Source organism: Terriglobia bacterium (assembly GCA_020073185.1).
Taxonomy (GTDB): Bacteria; Acidobacteriota; Terriglobia; order Terriglobales; family Acidobacteriaceae; genus JAIQGF01.
In genome coordinates this window covers 1-16,726 of record JAIQFT010000010.1, presented here as the reverse complement: position 1 = coordinate 16,726, position 16,726 = coordinate 1, and the positions used below count along the sequence as shown (strand labels likewise).

Annotated in this window: 13 protein-coding genes; 7 read left to right on the top strand and 6 right to left on the bottom strand. The window is 63.9% G+C overall.

Annotated elements, in window-relative coordinates; all coding sequences use genetic code 11:
• The first annotated feature begins 44 nt into the window (after window positions 1-44).
• From LAN64_04835 to LAN64_04825, 3 genes are all read left to right on the top strand, one after another.
• Window positions 45-731: a hypothetical protein gene (locus tag LAN64_04835; protein MBZ5567161.1), complete on the top strand. Its 687-nt coding sequence runs from the start codon at window positions 45-47 to the stop codon at window positions 729-731.
• A 269-nt stretch (window positions 732-1,000) separates the two neighbouring features.
• Complete coding sequence (gene rlmD / locus LAN64_04830; GenBank protein MBZ5567160.1) at window positions 1,001-2,311, top strand: 23S rRNA (uracil(1939)-C(5))-methyltransferase RlmD; 1,311 nt, start codon at window positions 1,001-1,003, stop codon at window positions 2,309-2,311.
• Window positions 2,312-2,378: 67 nt separating this feature from the next.
• Window positions 2,379-4,994 (top strand): ComEC/Rec2 family competence protein, encoded by a 2,616-nt coding sequence (locus LAN64_04825; protein MBZ5567159.1) that lies wholly within the window; start codon window positions 2,379-2,381, stop codon window positions 4,992-4,994.
• Here the strand turns inward: LAN64_04825 and LAN64_04820 are convergent.
• Window positions 4,960-5,253 (bottom strand): DUF2007 domain-containing protein, encoded by a 294-nt coding sequence (locus tag LAN64_04820; GenBank protein MBZ5567158.1) that lies wholly within the window; start codon window positions 5,251-5,253, stop codon window positions 4,960-4,962. The two genes, LAN64_04825 and LAN64_04820, sit on opposite strands and share 35 nt — an antisense overlap.
• Before the next feature lie 292 nt (window positions 5,254-5,545).
• Between LAN64_04820 and LAN64_04815 the strand changes: the two genes are divergently transcribed.
• On the top strand, window positions 5,546-5,812 hold the full coding sequence (locus LAN64_04815; GenBank protein ID MBZ5567157.1) for a hypothetical protein: 267 nt from the start codon (window positions 5,546-5,548) through the stop codon (window positions 5,810-5,812).
• Between the two features lie 35 nt (window positions 5,813-5,847).
• On the opposite strand, the gene LAN64_04810 is transcribed toward LAN64_04815, so the two are convergent.
• Complete coding sequence (locus LAN64_04810) at window positions 5,848-7,224, bottom strand: MBL fold metallo-hydrolase (protein MBZ5567156.1); 1,377 nt, start codon at window positions 7,222-7,224, stop codon at window positions 5,848-5,850.
• A 192-nt stretch (window positions 7,225-7,416) separates the two neighbouring features.
• On the opposite strand from LAN64_04810, the gene murJ reads away from it, so the two are divergent.
• A complete protein-coding gene (gene murJ / locus LAN64_04805; protein MBZ5567155.1) occupies window positions 7,417-9,054 on the top strand; it encodes a murein biosynthesis integral membrane protein MurJ in 1,638 nt (545 codons plus the stop codon).
• A 4-nt stretch (window positions 9,055-9,058) separates the two neighbouring features.
• On the opposite strand, the gene LAN64_04800 is transcribed toward murJ, so the two are convergent.
• The 3 genes from LAN64_04800 to LAN64_04790 all read right to left on the bottom strand — a co-directional run bounded on the left by LAN64_04800 (window position 9,059) and on the right by LAN64_04790 (window position 10,822).
• The gene (locus tag LAN64_04800; protein ID MBZ5567154.1) at window positions 9,059-9,259 is read right to left on the bottom strand and encodes a hypothetical protein; all 201 of its coding nucleotides are present in this window, start codon (window positions 9,257-9,259) and stop codon (window positions 9,059-9,061) included.
• A 126-nt stretch (window positions 9,260-9,385) separates the two neighbouring features.
• Window positions 9,386-9,928 (bottom strand): polymer-forming cytoskeletal protein, encoded by a 543-nt coding sequence (locus LAN64_04795; protein ID MBZ5567153.1) that lies wholly within the window; start codon window positions 9,926-9,928, stop codon window positions 9,386-9,388.
• A 456-nt stretch (window positions 9,929-10,384) separates the two neighbouring features.
• Window positions 10,385-10,822: a CBS domain-containing protein gene (locus LAN64_04790; GenBank protein MBZ5567152.1), complete on the bottom strand. Its 438-nt coding sequence runs from the start codon at window positions 10,820-10,822 to the stop codon at window positions 10,385-10,387.
• Window positions 10,823-11,042: 220 nt separating this feature from the next.
• Here LAN64_04790 and LAN64_04785 point away from each other — a divergent pair, with 220 nt between their 5' ends.
• Both LAN64_04785 and LAN64_04780 read left to right on the top strand, forming a co-directional pair.
• On the top strand, window positions 11,043-13,466 hold the full coding sequence (locus LAN64_04785; protein ID MBZ5567151.1) for a protein kinase: 2,424 nt from the start codon (window positions 11,043-11,045) through the stop codon (window positions 13,464-13,466).
• 141 nt (window positions 13,467-13,607) lie between these two features.
• Entirely contained in the window at window positions 13,608-16,208 is a 2,601-nt protein-coding gene (locus LAN64_04780; protein ID MBZ5567150.1) for an RNB domain-containing ribonuclease, read from the top strand.
• Window positions 16,209-16,242: 34 nt separating this feature from the next.
• On the opposite strand, the gene LAN64_04775 is transcribed toward LAN64_04780, so the two are convergent.
• Window positions 16,243-16,726 (bottom strand): hypothetical protein (locus LAN64_04775; protein MBZ5567149.1); only part of this gene is annotated, 484 nt, incomplete at its 5' end.

The following is a 16,726-nucleotide window of genomic DNA, read 5'->3' as shown; positions in this document are numbered from 1 at the left end:
CATCCTGCCAATGGCCAACAGCCAAGAGCCAATGGCCTTTGCTCGTGAAAAACTATTTCAATTACTTCACCGAAATCGAGGAGCGCTTCCAGCGGAGGCGGGGGACGATCCTGCTGCTTTCGACATTGGATTGGGCGCTGATCGAAACGTGGAAGGACGCGGGCATTCCGCTGGAGGCCGTGTTGCGCGGCATCGATGCGGCATTCGAGCGCTGGGAACGGCGTCCGTCGAAGACACGCAAGGTGAACAGCCTGGCGTACTGCGCGCAGGAGGTGCTGGCGGCCGCCGAGGAGATGAAGGAAGCGGAAGTCGGGACGGCGCGCCCCGAAAAACCGGATGCGGGATTCGCGCCTGATGAAATCGCCGCGTACCTGGAGCGCAATGCGGCTGCCATTGAATTGGCGACGGCCGGCCTGCCGGTTTCTTCGCAGGCGCTGGCGAACGAGAGCGCGAAGTCGTTGCGGGAACTCGCGGCGGGAATGCTGGTGAAGGCCGCGCTGGAACCCTTGGAGCGGCGGCTCACCGTGGTGGAGGATAAGCTGTTTGCATCGCTGCTGGCGGCGACCTCGGATGAGCAACTGGTCGCGGTGCGGGCGGAGGCCGACCGCGAGCTGGCGCCGTATCGCCGGAACATGAGCGCGGCGCAAATCGACCAGTTGCAAAAACAATACGTCAACAAGAGGCTGCTGGAGCGGTATGGGCTGCCGCGACTCTCACTGTTCTACATGTGATTTGATTGACTAGGCCGTTTCATCTTTAGTCTGTAGGCGATGTCATCCCGAGTCGAGGGAGGGCTCCCGCGCGTTTTTGTAACCGGGGTCCCCGGCACGCCCGCTTTTGGCGTGCTGGGGTGGTCGTGCGCGGGAAACCCGAGTCGAGGGATCTCTGTGTCTCCTCTCTCGGTTACGCCATTTCTGAAACTGCTCTGATTGGGTCGTCGCGCAATTGACAAATCAGCAAATCACCCAATGTGAGCTGCCCGGCCTTCTATAATCGCCGTTTGGAATTAACCATTGAAAAACTGATCTACGGCGGGGATGGGCTGGCGCACCTGCCCGCCGATGCGCGCGGCAAAGGCAAGGCGGTGTTCGTGCCGTTTGTGCTGCCGGGCGAGCAGGTGGAAGTGTCGGTGACGGAGCACAAGCCGGGCTTTGTACGCGCGCGGCTGCACCGGGTGGTGCAAGCGGCGGCGGGGCGGGTGGAGCCCGCGTGCCCGTACTTCGGCCAGTGTGGCGGATGTCAGTATCAGCAGGCCTCGTACGAAGAACAGCTCAGCATCAAGACAGACATCCTGCGCGAGACGCTGCGCCGGACTGCGAAGATCGAGTTCGACGGCGAAATACTCGTCCATCCTTCACAGCCGTGGAATTACCGGAACCGCGCGCGGATGCGGGTGCGGGCGCAGCCGGAGTTCGCCATCGGCTACAACCGGTTCACCTCGGGCGCGCTGCTTCCGGTGCGCGAGTGCCCGATCGGCGGCGCCCTGATCAATCGCGCGCTGGCGGCGATGTGGAAGCTGGGCGAAGCGGGAAAGGTTCCGGCCGGAGTGGTGGAGGTCGAGTTTTTCGCCAACGGCGAAGACAGCGAACTGCTGCTGGAGGTTACGCTGGCCTCGCAGTCCTGCAATTGGCCCGCGCTGGCGGAGTTTGCGCGCGCCGTACGCGAAGAGATTCCCGCGATTGTCGGTGTGGTTCCGTTTCAGCGGGCGACGAATGCAAGCGTGGCGCGGATCGATGTTCCGGACAAGTTTGGGGCCGATTTCGGCAGCGATTTCCTAGTGTATCGCACCGCTAACGCCAATTACCGCGTCAGCGCCGGATCGTTTTTCCAGACCAATCGTTTTTTGGTGGATGAGATGGTCGAGGTGGCGATGGCGGATCGCGCCGGCGGATTCGCGCTCGACCTGTATGCCGGGGTGGGCCTGTTTTCGCTGGCGCTGTCGCAGACCTTTCGCCAGGTGGCGGCGGTGGAGTCGGCGGCATTTTCATTTCACGACCTGCAGGCCAATTCTCCTTCCAACGTGACCGGATATCGCGTCGAGGTAGACAAGTTTCTCGCCCAAGTTCCGGCGGAGACCCGCTTCGACTACGTGGTCGTGGATCCGCCGCGCGGCGGGCTGGGCGAAAAGGCGGCGCGTGCGGCTGCGAGATTGAAGGCGCCACAGTTCACCTACGTCTCATGCGATCCGGCGACCCTGGCGCGCGATTTGCGCGTGCTAACTCAGGCCGGGTATCGGATACGCGCCATGCACCTGCTCGACGTGTTCCCGCAGACGTTCCATATCGAAACCGTCGTTTGGCTGGAGCTTTAATCCGCTGGTTCCGCTCATTTCTCCCGCATAATTCAAAGTTAGCCGCCAGATGTCTTCCCAGCTCACAGTGACGAAACCACACGAGCGGCTGCCCGCGCTGCTGGCGGCGCTGGCGTTCGCGGGTGGAATCCTGCTGGCTTCGCGGGTGTGGCGGCCGCCGGCGTGGTGGGCCGTGGCGGGAGTCGTGTTTGCGGCAGCGGCGTTGGCGTTCTTGCGCAGGCGTGCACGGGTCGCCGTGGCGGCGGCGTTGTGTGCGATTGCGGCGCTGGGGTGCCTGGCGGCGGCGGCGCGCAACGCTGAGTTCTACGCCTCGTTGCGCGCGCAGCGGGTCGCGCCATTCCTCGACGGAACGGAAGTGGCGATCACGGCACACGTGGTGAAAGATGGGGTGGCCCGCGTGCTGGGAGGCGATCGCCGGCAGATCGTGGAGATCGAGACGGAGGAGGTCGCGCGTGTGGACAACGCCAACGCGGGCGAGGGCGCCCGCGCCACACACGCCGGCATCCGCCTGACACTCTACTCGCGAGACGACGCGGAGGAAGAAGGCGAGGCGGAGAGCGCGGCACATCACCAATTTGTGTACGGAGAGCGGTTGCGGTTTGCGGCGAAGCTGCGGGAGCCGCGGAATTTCGGCAATTCGGGGGCGTGGGATTATCGCGGATATCTCGCGGGCCGCGGCATCACGGCGCTGGCGGCGGTCCGAGGCGATCGCGTGGAGCTGCTTTCCGGTTTCAGCGGCACGCGATGGGGAATGTGGGCGAGCCGGGCGCGGCGCAGCATTCTGTCGCACGTGCACACGCTGTGGGACGCACCGCGCGCCGCGCTGACTGACGCCATGCTGATCGGCGACACGGCATCCATCCACCGCGACACGCGCATGGCGTTCCAGCGCACCGGCGTGTACCACATCCTGGTGGTGTCGGGAATGAACGTTAGCATTCTGGCGTTTGTGATTTTCTGGGTGCTGCGACGGCTGCGGGTGAGCGACGTGGTGTCGTCGGCGATGACGGTGGCGATGTCGGTGGGCTATGCGTACGTCGCGGACCTGGGCGCGCCGATCCTGCGCGCAACGTTCATGCTAGCGATTTACCTGGGCGCGCGGCTGCTGTATCGCGACCGCGACGCGCTGAACGCCGTTGGGACCGCCGCGCTGGTGTTGCTGGCGATCGACCCGCGCTCGCTGTTCGACGCCAGTTTTCAACTGACCTTCGGCGCGGTGCTGGCCATCGCGGGCATTGGGGTGCCGCTGCTGCGCCGCACGTCGGAACCGTATCGTGGAGCGCTGCGCGGGCTGGACGAGACCGGCCGCGACGTGGTCATGGCGCCACGTATTGCGCAGTTCCGGCTCGACCTGCGCCTGCTGCGGGAACGGCTTAGCAGGTTGATGGGGCGATGGATTGCGAACGCGACCGTGGTGGGTATTCCGATGGCGGCGATTGCAACCTACGAGATTTTGCTCATCGCCATAGTGGCGCAGTTCGCGCTTACATTGCCGATGACCTTCTATTTCCACCGTGCGACTGTCGTGGGTCTGCCGGCAAATGCGGTAGCGGTGCCGCTTACAGGCGTGCTGATGCCGGCGGCGGCTTCGGCGCTGGCGCTTTCGTATGTGTCTCCTGTTCTTGCCAAACCCGCGGTGATAGTGACGGCGTGGTCTCTGGACGGAATCACGGGCGCGATCCGGTTGCTCGGAGGTTTGCGCGCTGCGGATTGGCGCGTGCCGCCGCCGTCGCTGATGGTTGCGGTACTCGCCGTTGCAGGGTTGGTCTTTTGCGTCTGGTCGTTGCGCAAACGGCGCGCGCTCGCGTGTATGGGACTGGCGGCGCTGGTGATTTCGGCGCTGCTGCTGACCTTGGTTCCGCGCCAGCCGCAGCTCAGGCCGGGCGTGGTGGAGATCACGGCGATTGACGTGGGCCAGGCAGATTCGACGCTGGTCGTCACGCCCGAGGGAAAGACGCTGCTGATCGACGCCGCCGGGGGACTGGGACCGTCGCACTCGGAATTCGATTTCGGCGAGGACGTGATCGCGCCCTACCTGTGGTCGCGCGGCATCACGCGGCTGGACGCGGTCATGCTGACGCACGCGCACTCGGATCATATCGGCGGAATGCAGGCGGTGATCGGCAACTTCCGGCCGCGCGAGTTGTGGGTGGGGCCGAATGCGCCGACGGCGGCATACACGGCGCTGCTGCGGCATGCCTTGACGAACAACGTGGCCGTGGTGCGGCGGGCAGCGGGCGATTCATTCAGCCTTGGCGGAGCGCGGTTCGAGGTGCTCTCGCCGCCCCGCGATTGGCAGGTCGCGGCGCGCCCGCGCAACAACGATTCGCTGGTGATGAGAATCCGCTACCGAAATTCGGCGGCGCTGCTGCCGGCCGATGCGGAAAGAAAGATCGAACGTGTGCTGGCGGAAAGCGAGCAGCCACAGGCCGATTTACTCAAGGTGGGTCACAACGGCAGTATGACCTCGAGTTCGCCGGAGTTTCTGGACAAAGTGCGGCCGCAATTCGCGGTGATTTCGGTGGGTTACCGCAATTCGTTCCACCATCCGCGGCCGGAGGTGCTGCAGCGTCTGGCGGAGCGGCGCGTGCTCACGTATCGCACGGACACACTGGGTTCTGTGGGTTTCTATCTGGACGGGGAGCGGGTCACGCCGGCTCTTCCGTCTCGCCCTCCGCAGTAAGTTCGTTGTCGGATGCGTCGTTTTCAGCGCTGGCGCGATACTCCTCGATGATACGGCGGGCTTCGTCGGCCTGGTCGGCCGCAACCTTGACCACCACTCCGCCGACGCCGGGCAGCACGTCCTGCGGGGCGTCGAGAGCGGTGACCATGCAGTCGATGCCGGCGGTCTCGAGCAGGCCGCTTACCACCATGACTTCCGACTCTTCCTTGGATCCGAACACTTCCACGAGCTCTGCGTTCGGCATAGGCTTAGTGGCCATAGATCCTCCCTGTACTGGAATGCGCCGCAACCGCCGGTTCGCGTGCCGGAATTCTGCTTGCGCCTGCCGCGACTGGGGGTATTATGCGCAACAGACCGCCGAAAAATCGTAGCACCATTTCCGGTTTACGGTGCGGAAGTCGCAGCGGCGACAAAGGGTGATGTGCCGCTCCGGGAATAGGGTATCCGCAACCTGATCCAGGGTAGGCCGCGAACTACCGCAACCGGAGCGGATGTTCGACAATCCACAGAGCGCAACAAACTTGGGGCGATCTTCATCCAATAAGGGGTCGATGGAATCACGGGAAACGCAGACACCGGAGCGGAACCAGGCCGAAGTGGAAGAACTGCGCAAGATCCGGCGGTTGCAGGTGATGATGAACATGGTGATGTCCGTCATCAGCCAGGATATCAACCTGACAGTGGAGGAAGCGTCCGAGATGGTGGCCGACGCCAAGCGCGCTGCCCTCGCCATGTTCCCGGATAAGGAACTCGCCTACGATTTGATCTACAAACCCCGGCTGCAACGCCTGATGAGAGAACGGTTTCGGCTGCAGTAGCGCGGGCAGGCCGTCGGTCGCGGCGCCAGTCCAATTCATTTGAGCGCGACTGCCGAGGAAGATTCCGCTAGCCAGGCGTCGAAGCCGCCGAGGACGTCGGTGATGTTGTGAAACCCGGCGCGGCGCAGCAAGCTGGCGGCGATGATGCTGCGGTAGCCGCTCTTGCAGTGCACGGCGATAGGCGCGTCGCGGTCGAGGCCGGGCAGAGCTTGCGGGAAATCGTCGAGCGCGTGCCAGTGCGCGCCCTCGATGTGGCCGGCCTGCCACTCGCTTTCGCGGCGCACGTCGAGCACGGTGAGCTGTTCCAGGCGCTCGCGCAAATGCGCCGCCGGAATCTGCGGAATTCTTGCCAGCGAATTGCCCGCTTCTTCCCAGCCTCGCACGCCGCTGTTCACATAGCCGATGACGTGCTCGATGCCGACGCGCGCCAGGCGCATGCGCGCTTCCGCCGCCTTCTCTCCTGACTCGGCGACGAGAATGATCCTGGCCCCCAGGCCCAGCACGGTTCCCGCCCAGGAAGCGAACTGACCGCCGAGGCCGATGTTCACCGATCCGGGAATGTGGCCGCGGGCGAACTCATCGCCGGGACGCGTGTCGAGCACGACGAATCCGTGCGCCTGCGCCTCGCGCACCGCGTCCGGCTCGAGCGCGGAGATCGATGGAAGGTCCTGCAAGGCGTCGGCGCCCTCGCGGTTGATGGCCGCATCCTCGGCGAAGTACTGCGGCCGCGGCGGGAGCTTCGAAGTCAGCTCGCGGATGAAGTCGTCACGCGAGTTGATGAGCAGCGCGGAGTTGGTGAGGCGCTCGGTGCCGATGGTGGAAAATCGCTCGGCGCGCATGTTGCGGCCGCACAGCGAGCCCGCGCCGTGTGCCGGATAGACGAGCACTTCGTCGGGCAGGTTGAGCAGCTTCTGGTGCAGGCTGTCGTAGAGCGAGCCGGCGAGTTGTTGGGGTGTATGGCCCTCGGCCAGGTCGGGTCGGCCGACGTCGCCGATGAACAGCGTGTCGCCGGTGAGCACCGCCCAGGGTGTGACGGCGCTTTTCTCGCGATCGTAGACCACCAGGCAGGTGCTTTCCGGCGTGTGGCCCGGAGTTTCCAGGGCGCGGATTTCCACATCGCCATACTGCAGCGAGAAGCCGTCGCGCAGCCCGACGTGCGGAAACCTGGCGCCGGCGCGCTCGCCGATGTAAATCTTCGCTCCGGTGCGTTGCGCCAGTTCTTTGTGGCCGGAGACGAAGTCGGCGTGGAGATGAGTTTCGAAGATGTGCGCGATCTTGAGGCCGTGCTCGTTGGCGGCTTTGAGGTAGATCTCAATGTCGCGCTGGGGATCGACGACGGCGGCAACGCCATGCGAGCCCAGCGCGTAAGAAGCGTGGGCGAGACAACCGAGGTAGAACTGCTCGAAGTACATGACCTGGCCATCCTCTGGCAACAGCTTAACATCGGCCATGGTCGAATTGAACAAATGACGAATTGCGGAATCGCGTGAGCGGTCCAACCTCCGGTGAGGCAATCAATTCATGCTGGTCACGTCGAATCGCCGCCTCGGACTCACAACACGCAACCCGGAACCGGGAACTCGCAAGGTACAATCGCGCTAGCGATGCCCACCGAACCACGCCTGAAGCGTGCCCTGCGGCTGCTCCGGCCCTCGCACCAGCACAGCGTCTTCAGCGCCACCCTGCTGCTGATGGCGGCCGTGATGCTGTCGCGCGTGATCGGCTACGTGCGCGAGGCCTACATCGCGTATGCCTTTGGCGCGGGCGCGCAGACGGACGCCTACGTTGCGGCGTTCACCCTTCCGGACTGGCTGAACTACCTGGTCGCGGGCGGCACGGCGTCCATTACCTTCATCGCGATTTTCACGCGCTACCTGGCGGAAAAGCGCGAGCGCGAAGCGGAGCACACGTTCTCGGTGATTATCACCGTGATGAGCACGGTGCTGGTGATCGGGATCGCGCTCACCGAGGTGCTCACCCCGCAGATCGAGCGGCTGATCTTCCCCGATTTTTCCGCGGCGCAACTGCAGTTATGCGTGCACCTGACGCGCATCCTGCTGCCGGCGCAGTTATTTTTCTATGTCGGCGGAGTGGTGTCGGCGGTGCTGCTGTCGCGGCGCATGTTCCTGATCCCGGCTCTGGCGCCGATCCTGTACAACGCGGGCATCATCGGCGGGGGCGTGCTGGGCGCGCGGCAGTTCGGGATCGCGTCGCTGGCGGTGGGCGCCGTGGCGGGCGCCATCGTGGGGCCGTTCCTCATCAATGCCATCGGGGCGGCGCGGACCGGGATTCGCTACCGGCCGTCGTTCGACGTGCGCGATGCCGCATTTCGCGAATGGGTGTGGCTGTCCATCCCCCTGATGTTGGGTGTTTCGCTGGCGACGGCGGACGACTGGATCCTGCGCTATTTCGCGTCCGGCGGGATCGGCGACATTACTCGGCTGAATTATGCGAAGCGATTGTTCGCCGTGCCGATTGCGGTGCTGGGGCAGGCCACGGGGCAGGCGTCGCTGCCGTTCTTCGCACGGCTGTGGGGCGAGAAGCGGCTGGGGGATTTTGCCGACAACGTGAACGGGGCGGTGTACCGGCTGGCAGCGGCGTCGTTGCTGGCGACGGCGTGGATGATGGCGACGGCGCTGCCGGTCATCGATCTGGTGTACCGGCGCGGGCGGTTCAGCTTTACCGATGCGCGCGAGACGGCGGCGCTGTTCTTCTGGTTCGCGCTGTCGTTGGCGTTCTGGTCGGCGCAGGCGCTGTACGCGCGTGCGTTCTATGCCGCCGGCAACACCCTTACGCCGATGGTGGCGGCGACGGTGATCACCGCGGCGTCGCTGCCGGTGTACTACGCGCTTTTCCACGCGCTCGACGTGGTCGGGCTGGCGATTGCCTCCGACATCGGCATCGCCGCCAACACCATCGTGCTGGCGGTGTTGCTGCACCGGCGCGGGCTGGTGCCTCTGCCGGGATTGAACTGGCGGGAGTTGGGGAAGGCGGCGGCAACGGCGGCCGTGGCGGGTTTTGCGGGCGTGCGGGTCGCGGAACTAGTGCGAGTGGCGGGCAGCCGTAGCGCGGACGTGGAATCGCTGGCACTGGGGACACTGACGTGGGCCGCGGCAGTGGCGGCTGCGCTTTGGGTGCTGCGTTCCGGGCTGCCGCGGGACTTGAGAAGGAAGAAGCCGCAGCCAGCGGTGGCCGCGGTCGAGCCGGCGGCGGCCGATCTCAGCACGGGCGTGGAGCCGTGACTGGTCAGCCGATACGGCGCATGTTGGCCCAGTCGTAAGGAATCTTCTTGCCGCAATCCAGACAAACGATGTAATGACTGGGTCCAGCGCCAACCGTTTCCCATTCGGCGGCGGAGGAGGCGCTGGACGCGGCGGCGGTAAAGGGCTGCGACGTGTTCTTGTGGCGGCAGTGGATGGAGAGCAGTTGGAGAATCTTCTCAAACATGGGGACCCGTCGATAGTCGATGGCCGCTGAACGAAGGCCCATTACTCACGGCCGACGATCTGAGTCAATCAACCCTGCGATGACTGAATGGCACGGGTCCAGACCCGTGCCACACACAACCAAGAACTAGGCACGAGCGGCAGAGGCCGATGTGCCGGTGCTGCTATCGGCCGGCATGGAAGCGTCTTTGGCCTCGCCATTCGCCTTCTGGCCGGGCTTGCGAATGTCAATGCCGCCCTTGAAGAAGGCGCCGTCCTCGATGGAGATGCGCTGGGCGACAACGTCGCCGGTGAGCGAGCCTTCGTTGCGGATATCGACGCGGTCGCTGGCGACCAGGTTGCCGCGCACTTTGCCGGTCACGACGATCTCGCGGGCGTTGATGTTGGCGTTGACCACGCCGTTGCGGCCGATGGTGACACGGTTACCGGAGAGGTTGATGGAGCCTTCGACGCGGCCGTCAATGTAAAGCGATTCGGAGCCAGTCACTTCGCCTTTGATCACCAGCGACTTGCCAATCGTCGCCTGGTCCTGCGAAGTCATGGAGGCGTTCCTAGGGGCCGCCGCCGGAGTCGGTTCCGCCGGGGCAGTATAGGTGGGCGTGGTGGGACGCTGCGGTTCCGGAGTCGGAGTCGGCCCGCCGGTCGTGGGCTGGTTCGTAGGCTTCCACATTGCAGTTTAGATCCTTTCCTCAAGAGGAATGGTGGATACGGCGGCACTTCGCTGGCCAAAGTTCGTTTCCCAGGACCGATCCCAGGAGAAGTTGCTTTGTGCTGCAGCGACAGCCAGTTGCTCAACCTGTCCACCGTTGTAGCACATTTTATCCACCGGTGGGCACCCAACATGTCGCCGCCACGGTGTAAATCTTCGCCGCCGGTTGGCATTTCTTATATCGGGGGCCGGCCCTGCCGGTGACTCGGATTCGTGCTGAGCACGGCAGGCGGCTTGGCTGTGGTTTGTCATCCCAGAAAGGTGCGTCCGCGGATAGTTACGTTTTCCCGCTACGACAGTCGAATCAGGCATGAAAGCGCCGACCTGCGGAAGGCGTTTCACGCGGATGCGCGGGCGAAGCGCGACCCCAAGCTGTCGGAGTTTGTCTTGGAGTGGTTGCGGGCCCAGTTGCGTGTTTCAGCCGCCGGGAGCGTCATTGGTCATGTACTGTTCCATGGTGTCGAGCCGTTCGGTGAGTTCGTCCACGCGCCATTGCAACAGATTGCGGATGGAAAGCATGGCGATGAGTCGGCCGCGTTCGTCCACCACCGGGAGGTGGCGGAAGTGGCGTTCCATCATGATGGAGAAGGCCTCGCCGGGAGTGGTGGCCGGGGTGGCCAGGATGACGGGGAGGGTCATGAGTTCGGCGACCGAGGTTTTCGCCGGATCGCGGCCGCTGAGGGCGAGCTTGCGCAGGACATCGCGCTCGGTAAAGATGCCGACGACCGCGCCCTCGTCGTCCACCACGGTCACGCCACCGACGCGGTGATCGAGCATGAGTTGGATGGCTTCCGCGGCCGTGGCTTGCGGACGAACCGCTGCCGGATGTTCATCGCACAGGTGCAGTAATCCCATGGGCTACTCCTTACGCTTCGGCTGTCTTCACCCCAGTAGGAAGATGTGGAATTATGACGGTTGCCGGCGGGGGGTTCAAGGGGCAATGCGGCCGATCAGAAAATTGCGGACCTCGAGCCGTGGCTTGACTCTTGCCGGCGGCCGCGCTCCATCCTGGCCCCGTGCGTTGATTTTGAGGCGGGGCAGACCTAAGATGCCGGGTTACGCTTGGTGATCCCCCGTGATTGGGCAAACCATATCCCACTACCGCATTGTGAGAAAGTTGGGCGGCGGCGGCATGGGTATGGTGTATGAGGGCGAGGACATCCGCCTGGGGCGGCGGGCCGCCCTGAAATTCATTCCGGAAGACGTCGCCGGCAACGCCGCTTCCCTGGAGCGTTTCCAACTGGAAGCCCGCACCACCTCTTCGCTGAACCACCCCAATATCTGCACCGTCTACGACATCGCATCGCACAACGGCCTGCCCTTCATCGTGATGGAGTTGCTGGAAGGGCAGAGCCTCAAAGATCGGCTGGAGCGCGGCCCGCTGGATGCCCTGGAGGTGCTGGACATCGGGATCCAGATCGCGGACGCGCTGGACGCGGCGCACGCGAAGGGCGTCGTGCACCGCGACGTAAAGCCGGGGAACATCTTCCTGACCCACCGCGGGCAGGCGAAAATCCTGGATTTCGGGCTGGCCAAATTGGCGCCGGAGCCGCAACTGGTGACCGTCGGCGACGCGCGGCCTCGTTCACGCCCGAGCGAGGCAATTACGGAGATGAACGTCATCCCGGGGACGACGGTGTACATGTCGCCGGAGCAGGCGCGGTGCGAGCAACTCGACGCGCGCAGTGATTTGTTTTCCCTGGGAATCGTGCTCTACGAGGCGGCGACCGGACGCAAGCCGTTCCTGGCGCGCACCTCGGTGCAGGCGCTGGCCGCGATCCAGCACGAAAAGCCGGTATCGCCGCTGACCATGAACCCATCGCTGCCGCCGGGCTTTGAGGCCATTGTCGGCAAGCTGCTGGAGAAAGACCGCGCACAGCGCTACCAGAGCGCGCGTGAACTGGCGCAGGACTTGCGGGCGCTGAAGCGCGAGTTGGAATTGCGAGCGGTCGGGGCCGAGGTGCCGGCGCAGGCGCCCCTGGCTTCCACCCGAACCTTCCGCAAGCTGAGCCTCCGGCAGATTTACGCGTTGGTTGCAATCGCCGGCCTGCTGGTAATGATCCTGCTCGTGATCACCGTTTGGTGGGCAAAGCACGGACGCGCTGTGCCGGCGCCGGCGGTGGCGAACAACACGATCGTCGTGCTCCCGTTCAATAACGTCAGCGGCGATCCGGACACGGACTACCTGCGCTTCGCCGTGCCAGACCAACTGGTGAAGATCCTCGCGTACACGCGCGCGCTGGAGATCCGCCCCGTGCCGTCCACCGCGAAATACCTGCAAGGCAACTACGATCCCCAGCAGGCAGGGCGCGAGTTGCACGCCGCCAATGTGCTCACCGGCCATTACATGAGCCAGGGCGAGCGCCTCATCATCACCCTGGACGACGTGGACACCCGTTTCAACCGCCTGGTGTGGCAGGGCACGGTGACGGTGCCGGCGTCGAACCTGCTGACCCTGCAGGAAGATCTGGCGGCGCAGGTGCGGCAGGGATTGCTGCCGGCACTGGGTTCTACGGGGGCAACCTTCGCCACCGCCACCCAGCCGCACGATCCTACCGCCTACGATCTGTACCTCCGCGGTTCTGCGCTGCCGCACGATGTGGCGCCCAACAGCACCGCCGTAACCATGCTGGAGCGCTCGGTGGAGCTGGATCCGAAGTTCGCGCCGGCATGGGACGCGCTCGGACTGCGCTATTACTACGAAGCGCAGTACTCGGGCGGAGGTCAGGAGGCGCTTGACAAGTCGGCGGCGGCCTACGAAAAGGCGCTGGCGCTGGATGAGAACCTGATTTCCTCGGCGGCCCACCTGATCCGGCTGCGCGCCGAGGGCGGCCGGATCGCAAAGGCGTACCGAGAGGCGATGGAACTGGTGAAGCGGCGCCCGGAAAACGCGCAGGCGCACTTCACGCTGGCCTATGTACTGCGCTACGCGGGACTTCTGCACGACGCGGCGAAAGAGTGTGACGCCGCGCTGGCACTTGATCCCGACAACTACGATTTCCGCTCCTGCTCGTTTGTCTTCTTCGAGCTGGGGAACACGACTCGCGCGCTGGAGTATGTCCACCTGGACAGCGGGTCGGACTGGGCGGCGAGCGTCTTTCCGGCGCTCTTGATCCGCGAAAACAAGCCCGACGAAGCGCGGGTGGCGGCGACCAAGATTTCGTCGCGTCCGGCATGGTATGCCACTCTGCTGCAGGCGTGCCTGAAGCCGGTCTCGCCGGCGGAAATGCATCGCCTGACGCGGGCGGCGGAACCGGGGTTGATGGCGCAGCGCGATCCCGAGTTCCGCTACTATCACGGCTCGCTGCTGGCGTGGTGCGGCGAAGTGGACACGGCGGCGGTGCTGATCCGCAGCGCCATCCAGCAAAACTACTGCTCCAACACCGCGCTGCGGACCGATCCCGCGCTGGCCAAGCTGCGCGCCACGCCGGCTTTCGCAGTGCTCAAGGCCGAAGCCAAGCAGTGTCAGGACAGGTTCAACTCTGAAACAAAACACTAACCGCGGAGAACACGGAGGGACACTGAGGCATTTGGCTTTCCAGCTCTTGGCGCCTGGCGGCTACCGTGACTGGAAGCGCCCTTCAAAACCGATTATTAAGCATCTTCTGATACCTCTGCGTCCTCTGTGGTTAGGTTCCCGATGATTTCCGACAGCGCCATTCTAAGAAAAATCGGGCAGCAGCCCAAGCAGTCGGCCGGGTTCAAGCAATTGGTGCGCGAACTGGGCGCGCGCGGCGACGAGCGGCGGGAACTGGCCGAGCGTCTCAACCAGCTTGTGCGGCGCGGCGAGTTGGTGGCGCAGGATGGCGACCGCTACGCCATCCCCCCCAGATCTTCCGACCAGAACCTGGTCGCGGGCCGCCTGACCATGCACCGCGACGGCTACGGGTTTGTGATTCCCGACAGCGAAGAGCTGCGGCAGCGGCTGAATGGCGATATCTACATCGGCTCTCAGAACACCGGCAATGCCATGCATGGCGACCGTGTGCTGGTGGAGCTGCGGCGAGAACGGGCCGACGGGCGGGCCGAGGGGCAGGTCCTGCGCGTCATCGGGCGGGCGCACGCCACGGTGGTGGGCACGTTTCATTACGGCCCGCGCTACAACTACGTCACGCCCATGGACGAGAAGGTCACGCTGGATATCGTGATCCCGCGCGGCGCGGAAATCCCCAGGAAACCCACCACAGAGGACACGGAGCAACCAACCAAGCAGAAAGAACGGCACCGCGTGCTCGGGTCGGAGGCGAAGCGCACAGAGGTTGCCGGGGATCTGGAAAACGTCGTTGTCGACGTCGAGATCACGGAGTGGCCGACGCCGACCCAGAACCCGCGCGGGCGCGTGGTGGAGATTCTCGGCTACGAAGACGATTTCGGCGTGGACGTGGAGATCGTCATTCGCAAGTACCACCTGCCGCACCGTTTTCCAACCGACGTGCTGGAGGAGGCGCAGTCTTTCGAGAACATCATCCCGGCACGGGAGCTGCGCGGACGCCGCGACTACCGCAACCTGCCCATCGTCACCATCGACGGCGAGACGGCGCGCGATTTCGACGACGCGGTGTTTGTCCGCCGGCTGCACAACGGAAACTTCGAGCTGCAGGTGCACATCGCCGACGTTGCGCATTACGTGCGCCCGGGAGCGGCGCTGGATGCGGAGGCGCGGCTGCGCGGCACCTCGGTGTACTTCCCGGACCGCGCCGTCCCGATGCTTCCGATTGAGCTTTCTACCGACATCTGCTCGCTGCGGCCGCACCTGGATCGGCTGGTAATGTCGTGCGTGATGAAGATCGATCCCAAGGGCGACATCGTGGGCTACGAAATCACCCCGGGCGTGATCCGCTCGACCGAGCGTATGACGTACACCGATGTCAACGCCGTTTTGGAGGGCGACGCCAAGCTCCGCGAGCGCTACCACGCGTTGGTGGACGTGTTCGAATTGATGCGCGAGCTGGCGATGATACTGAACCGGAAACGGGTGCGGCGCGGCTCCATCGATTTCGACCTGCCGGAGCCGGTGATCGAGTTCGACGAATTCGGGCTGATGAAGGCGATCACGCGCTCGGAGCGCAATGTCGCGCATCGGCTGATCGAGGAGTTCATGCTGGCCGCCAACGAGAGCGTGGCCTCGTACCTGGAGAACAAGGATGTGCCGTCGCTCTATCGCATCCACGAGAAGCCCGATCCCAAGCGGGTTTACGAGTTCGAGAGCATCGCGGCCGCGTTCGGGTACTCGCTCGGTGTGGGCGCGCTGCCGGTGAAACGCTTTTCGTACACCGATCAGCGACGGCCGGGCCGCGGGCCGGGGCCGCGCACGCGCTCGGGGCAGCGGCAACACGAGCTGGAAATTCCCGAGGACGTGCACATTACGCCGCACATGTACCAGAAGCTGGCCGAGAAGATCGCGGGCAAGCCGGAGGAGCGAATCCTGTCGTACCTGATGCTGCGCTCTCTGAAGCAGGCGAAGTACTCGGAGGAGAACGTCGGCCATTTCGCGCTGGCGGCGCCGACCTACACCCACTTCACCTCGCCGATTCGGCGTTATCCGGACCTGATCGTGCACCGGATTTTGAAAGAGGTACTGGTGGAATCGGCAGAGAAGCACGATGGCCCAGTGCCGTTGGGTGTCGGAGTGCTGAGCGAAAAACACGGAGCGTGGGCGGAGATGAGGCTTCAGGCTTCGGGCTCTAGGCTCCAGGAAAAACAAGAGTCGCCGTGGGCGAAGGGGTCGCCGAAGCGGGCGGGACACGCGGCCCGTGTATCAGGGCACGACTTCAGTCGTGCCGAAAAGCGACATGACAAAGATGCGGCTTCAGCCGCTGAACACGATGGCCCCGTCCCGCCCGAGGTCTTGCACGACATTGCGCAGGAGTCATCCGGGGCGGAGCGGCGCGCCGACGATGCCGAACGCGAGCTGATGGACTGGAAGAAGATCAAGTTCATGCAGGGCCGCGTGGGCGAGGAATTTGAGGCGCTCATTATCAGCGTGACCAAGTTCGGCTTCTTTGTCGAGCTGATGGACATGTTCATCGAGGGACTGGTGCCGCTTTCCAGCCTCACCGACGACCAGTACACCTACCACGACACTACCAAGCAGATCATCGGCCAGCGAACCAAGAAGAAGTATTCGCTGGGCGAACGCGTACGCGTGATCCTGGACCGCATTGATAGCGTGCAACGCAAGCTCCAGTTTGCGGTCATCGAGGAGAAGCCATCGCGGGCGCAGCGAAGGCACAAAAGATAAGAGCAACCTATGCCTTGGGTCCCTACGCCGGTTTCTACCCTGCTGAAGTAAAGGCGTCCGATCGGGAATACACGATGAAACAGTACAGAGCTGCTCCGAGCACCGGAAAGAGCATTATGCAAAACCAAAATGCCTTCTTAAATGCGGATGATTTGTCGAAGCCGAACAGGAAGTATTCCATTGCAACCATCGTGGTTGCCGTCCCAACAACACCTGCGAACACAAGCGCTCTGACAATCGGGACCCAAGGCACAGGAACCTCACCAACAAACTGAAGAGCTATCAATAAGAGAAGAAATGCAAGTGACAGTCCTGCAGCAGTGAGATAGATTCGCCGCGCTGCAACAGACACAATCCAGTCTTTAGTGATGTAGAAATTCCTAACAGCCCGTGGTGCAAGTCTGGATTCGTGAGCGGAAAGTACTGAAGTATCCACAGGCATAGTTCGTAGAATGTCGCGCATGTCGATGGGGACGCGCAAGCAGCGGGAGAAGCAAGAGGACATCTGGATTGCGCAC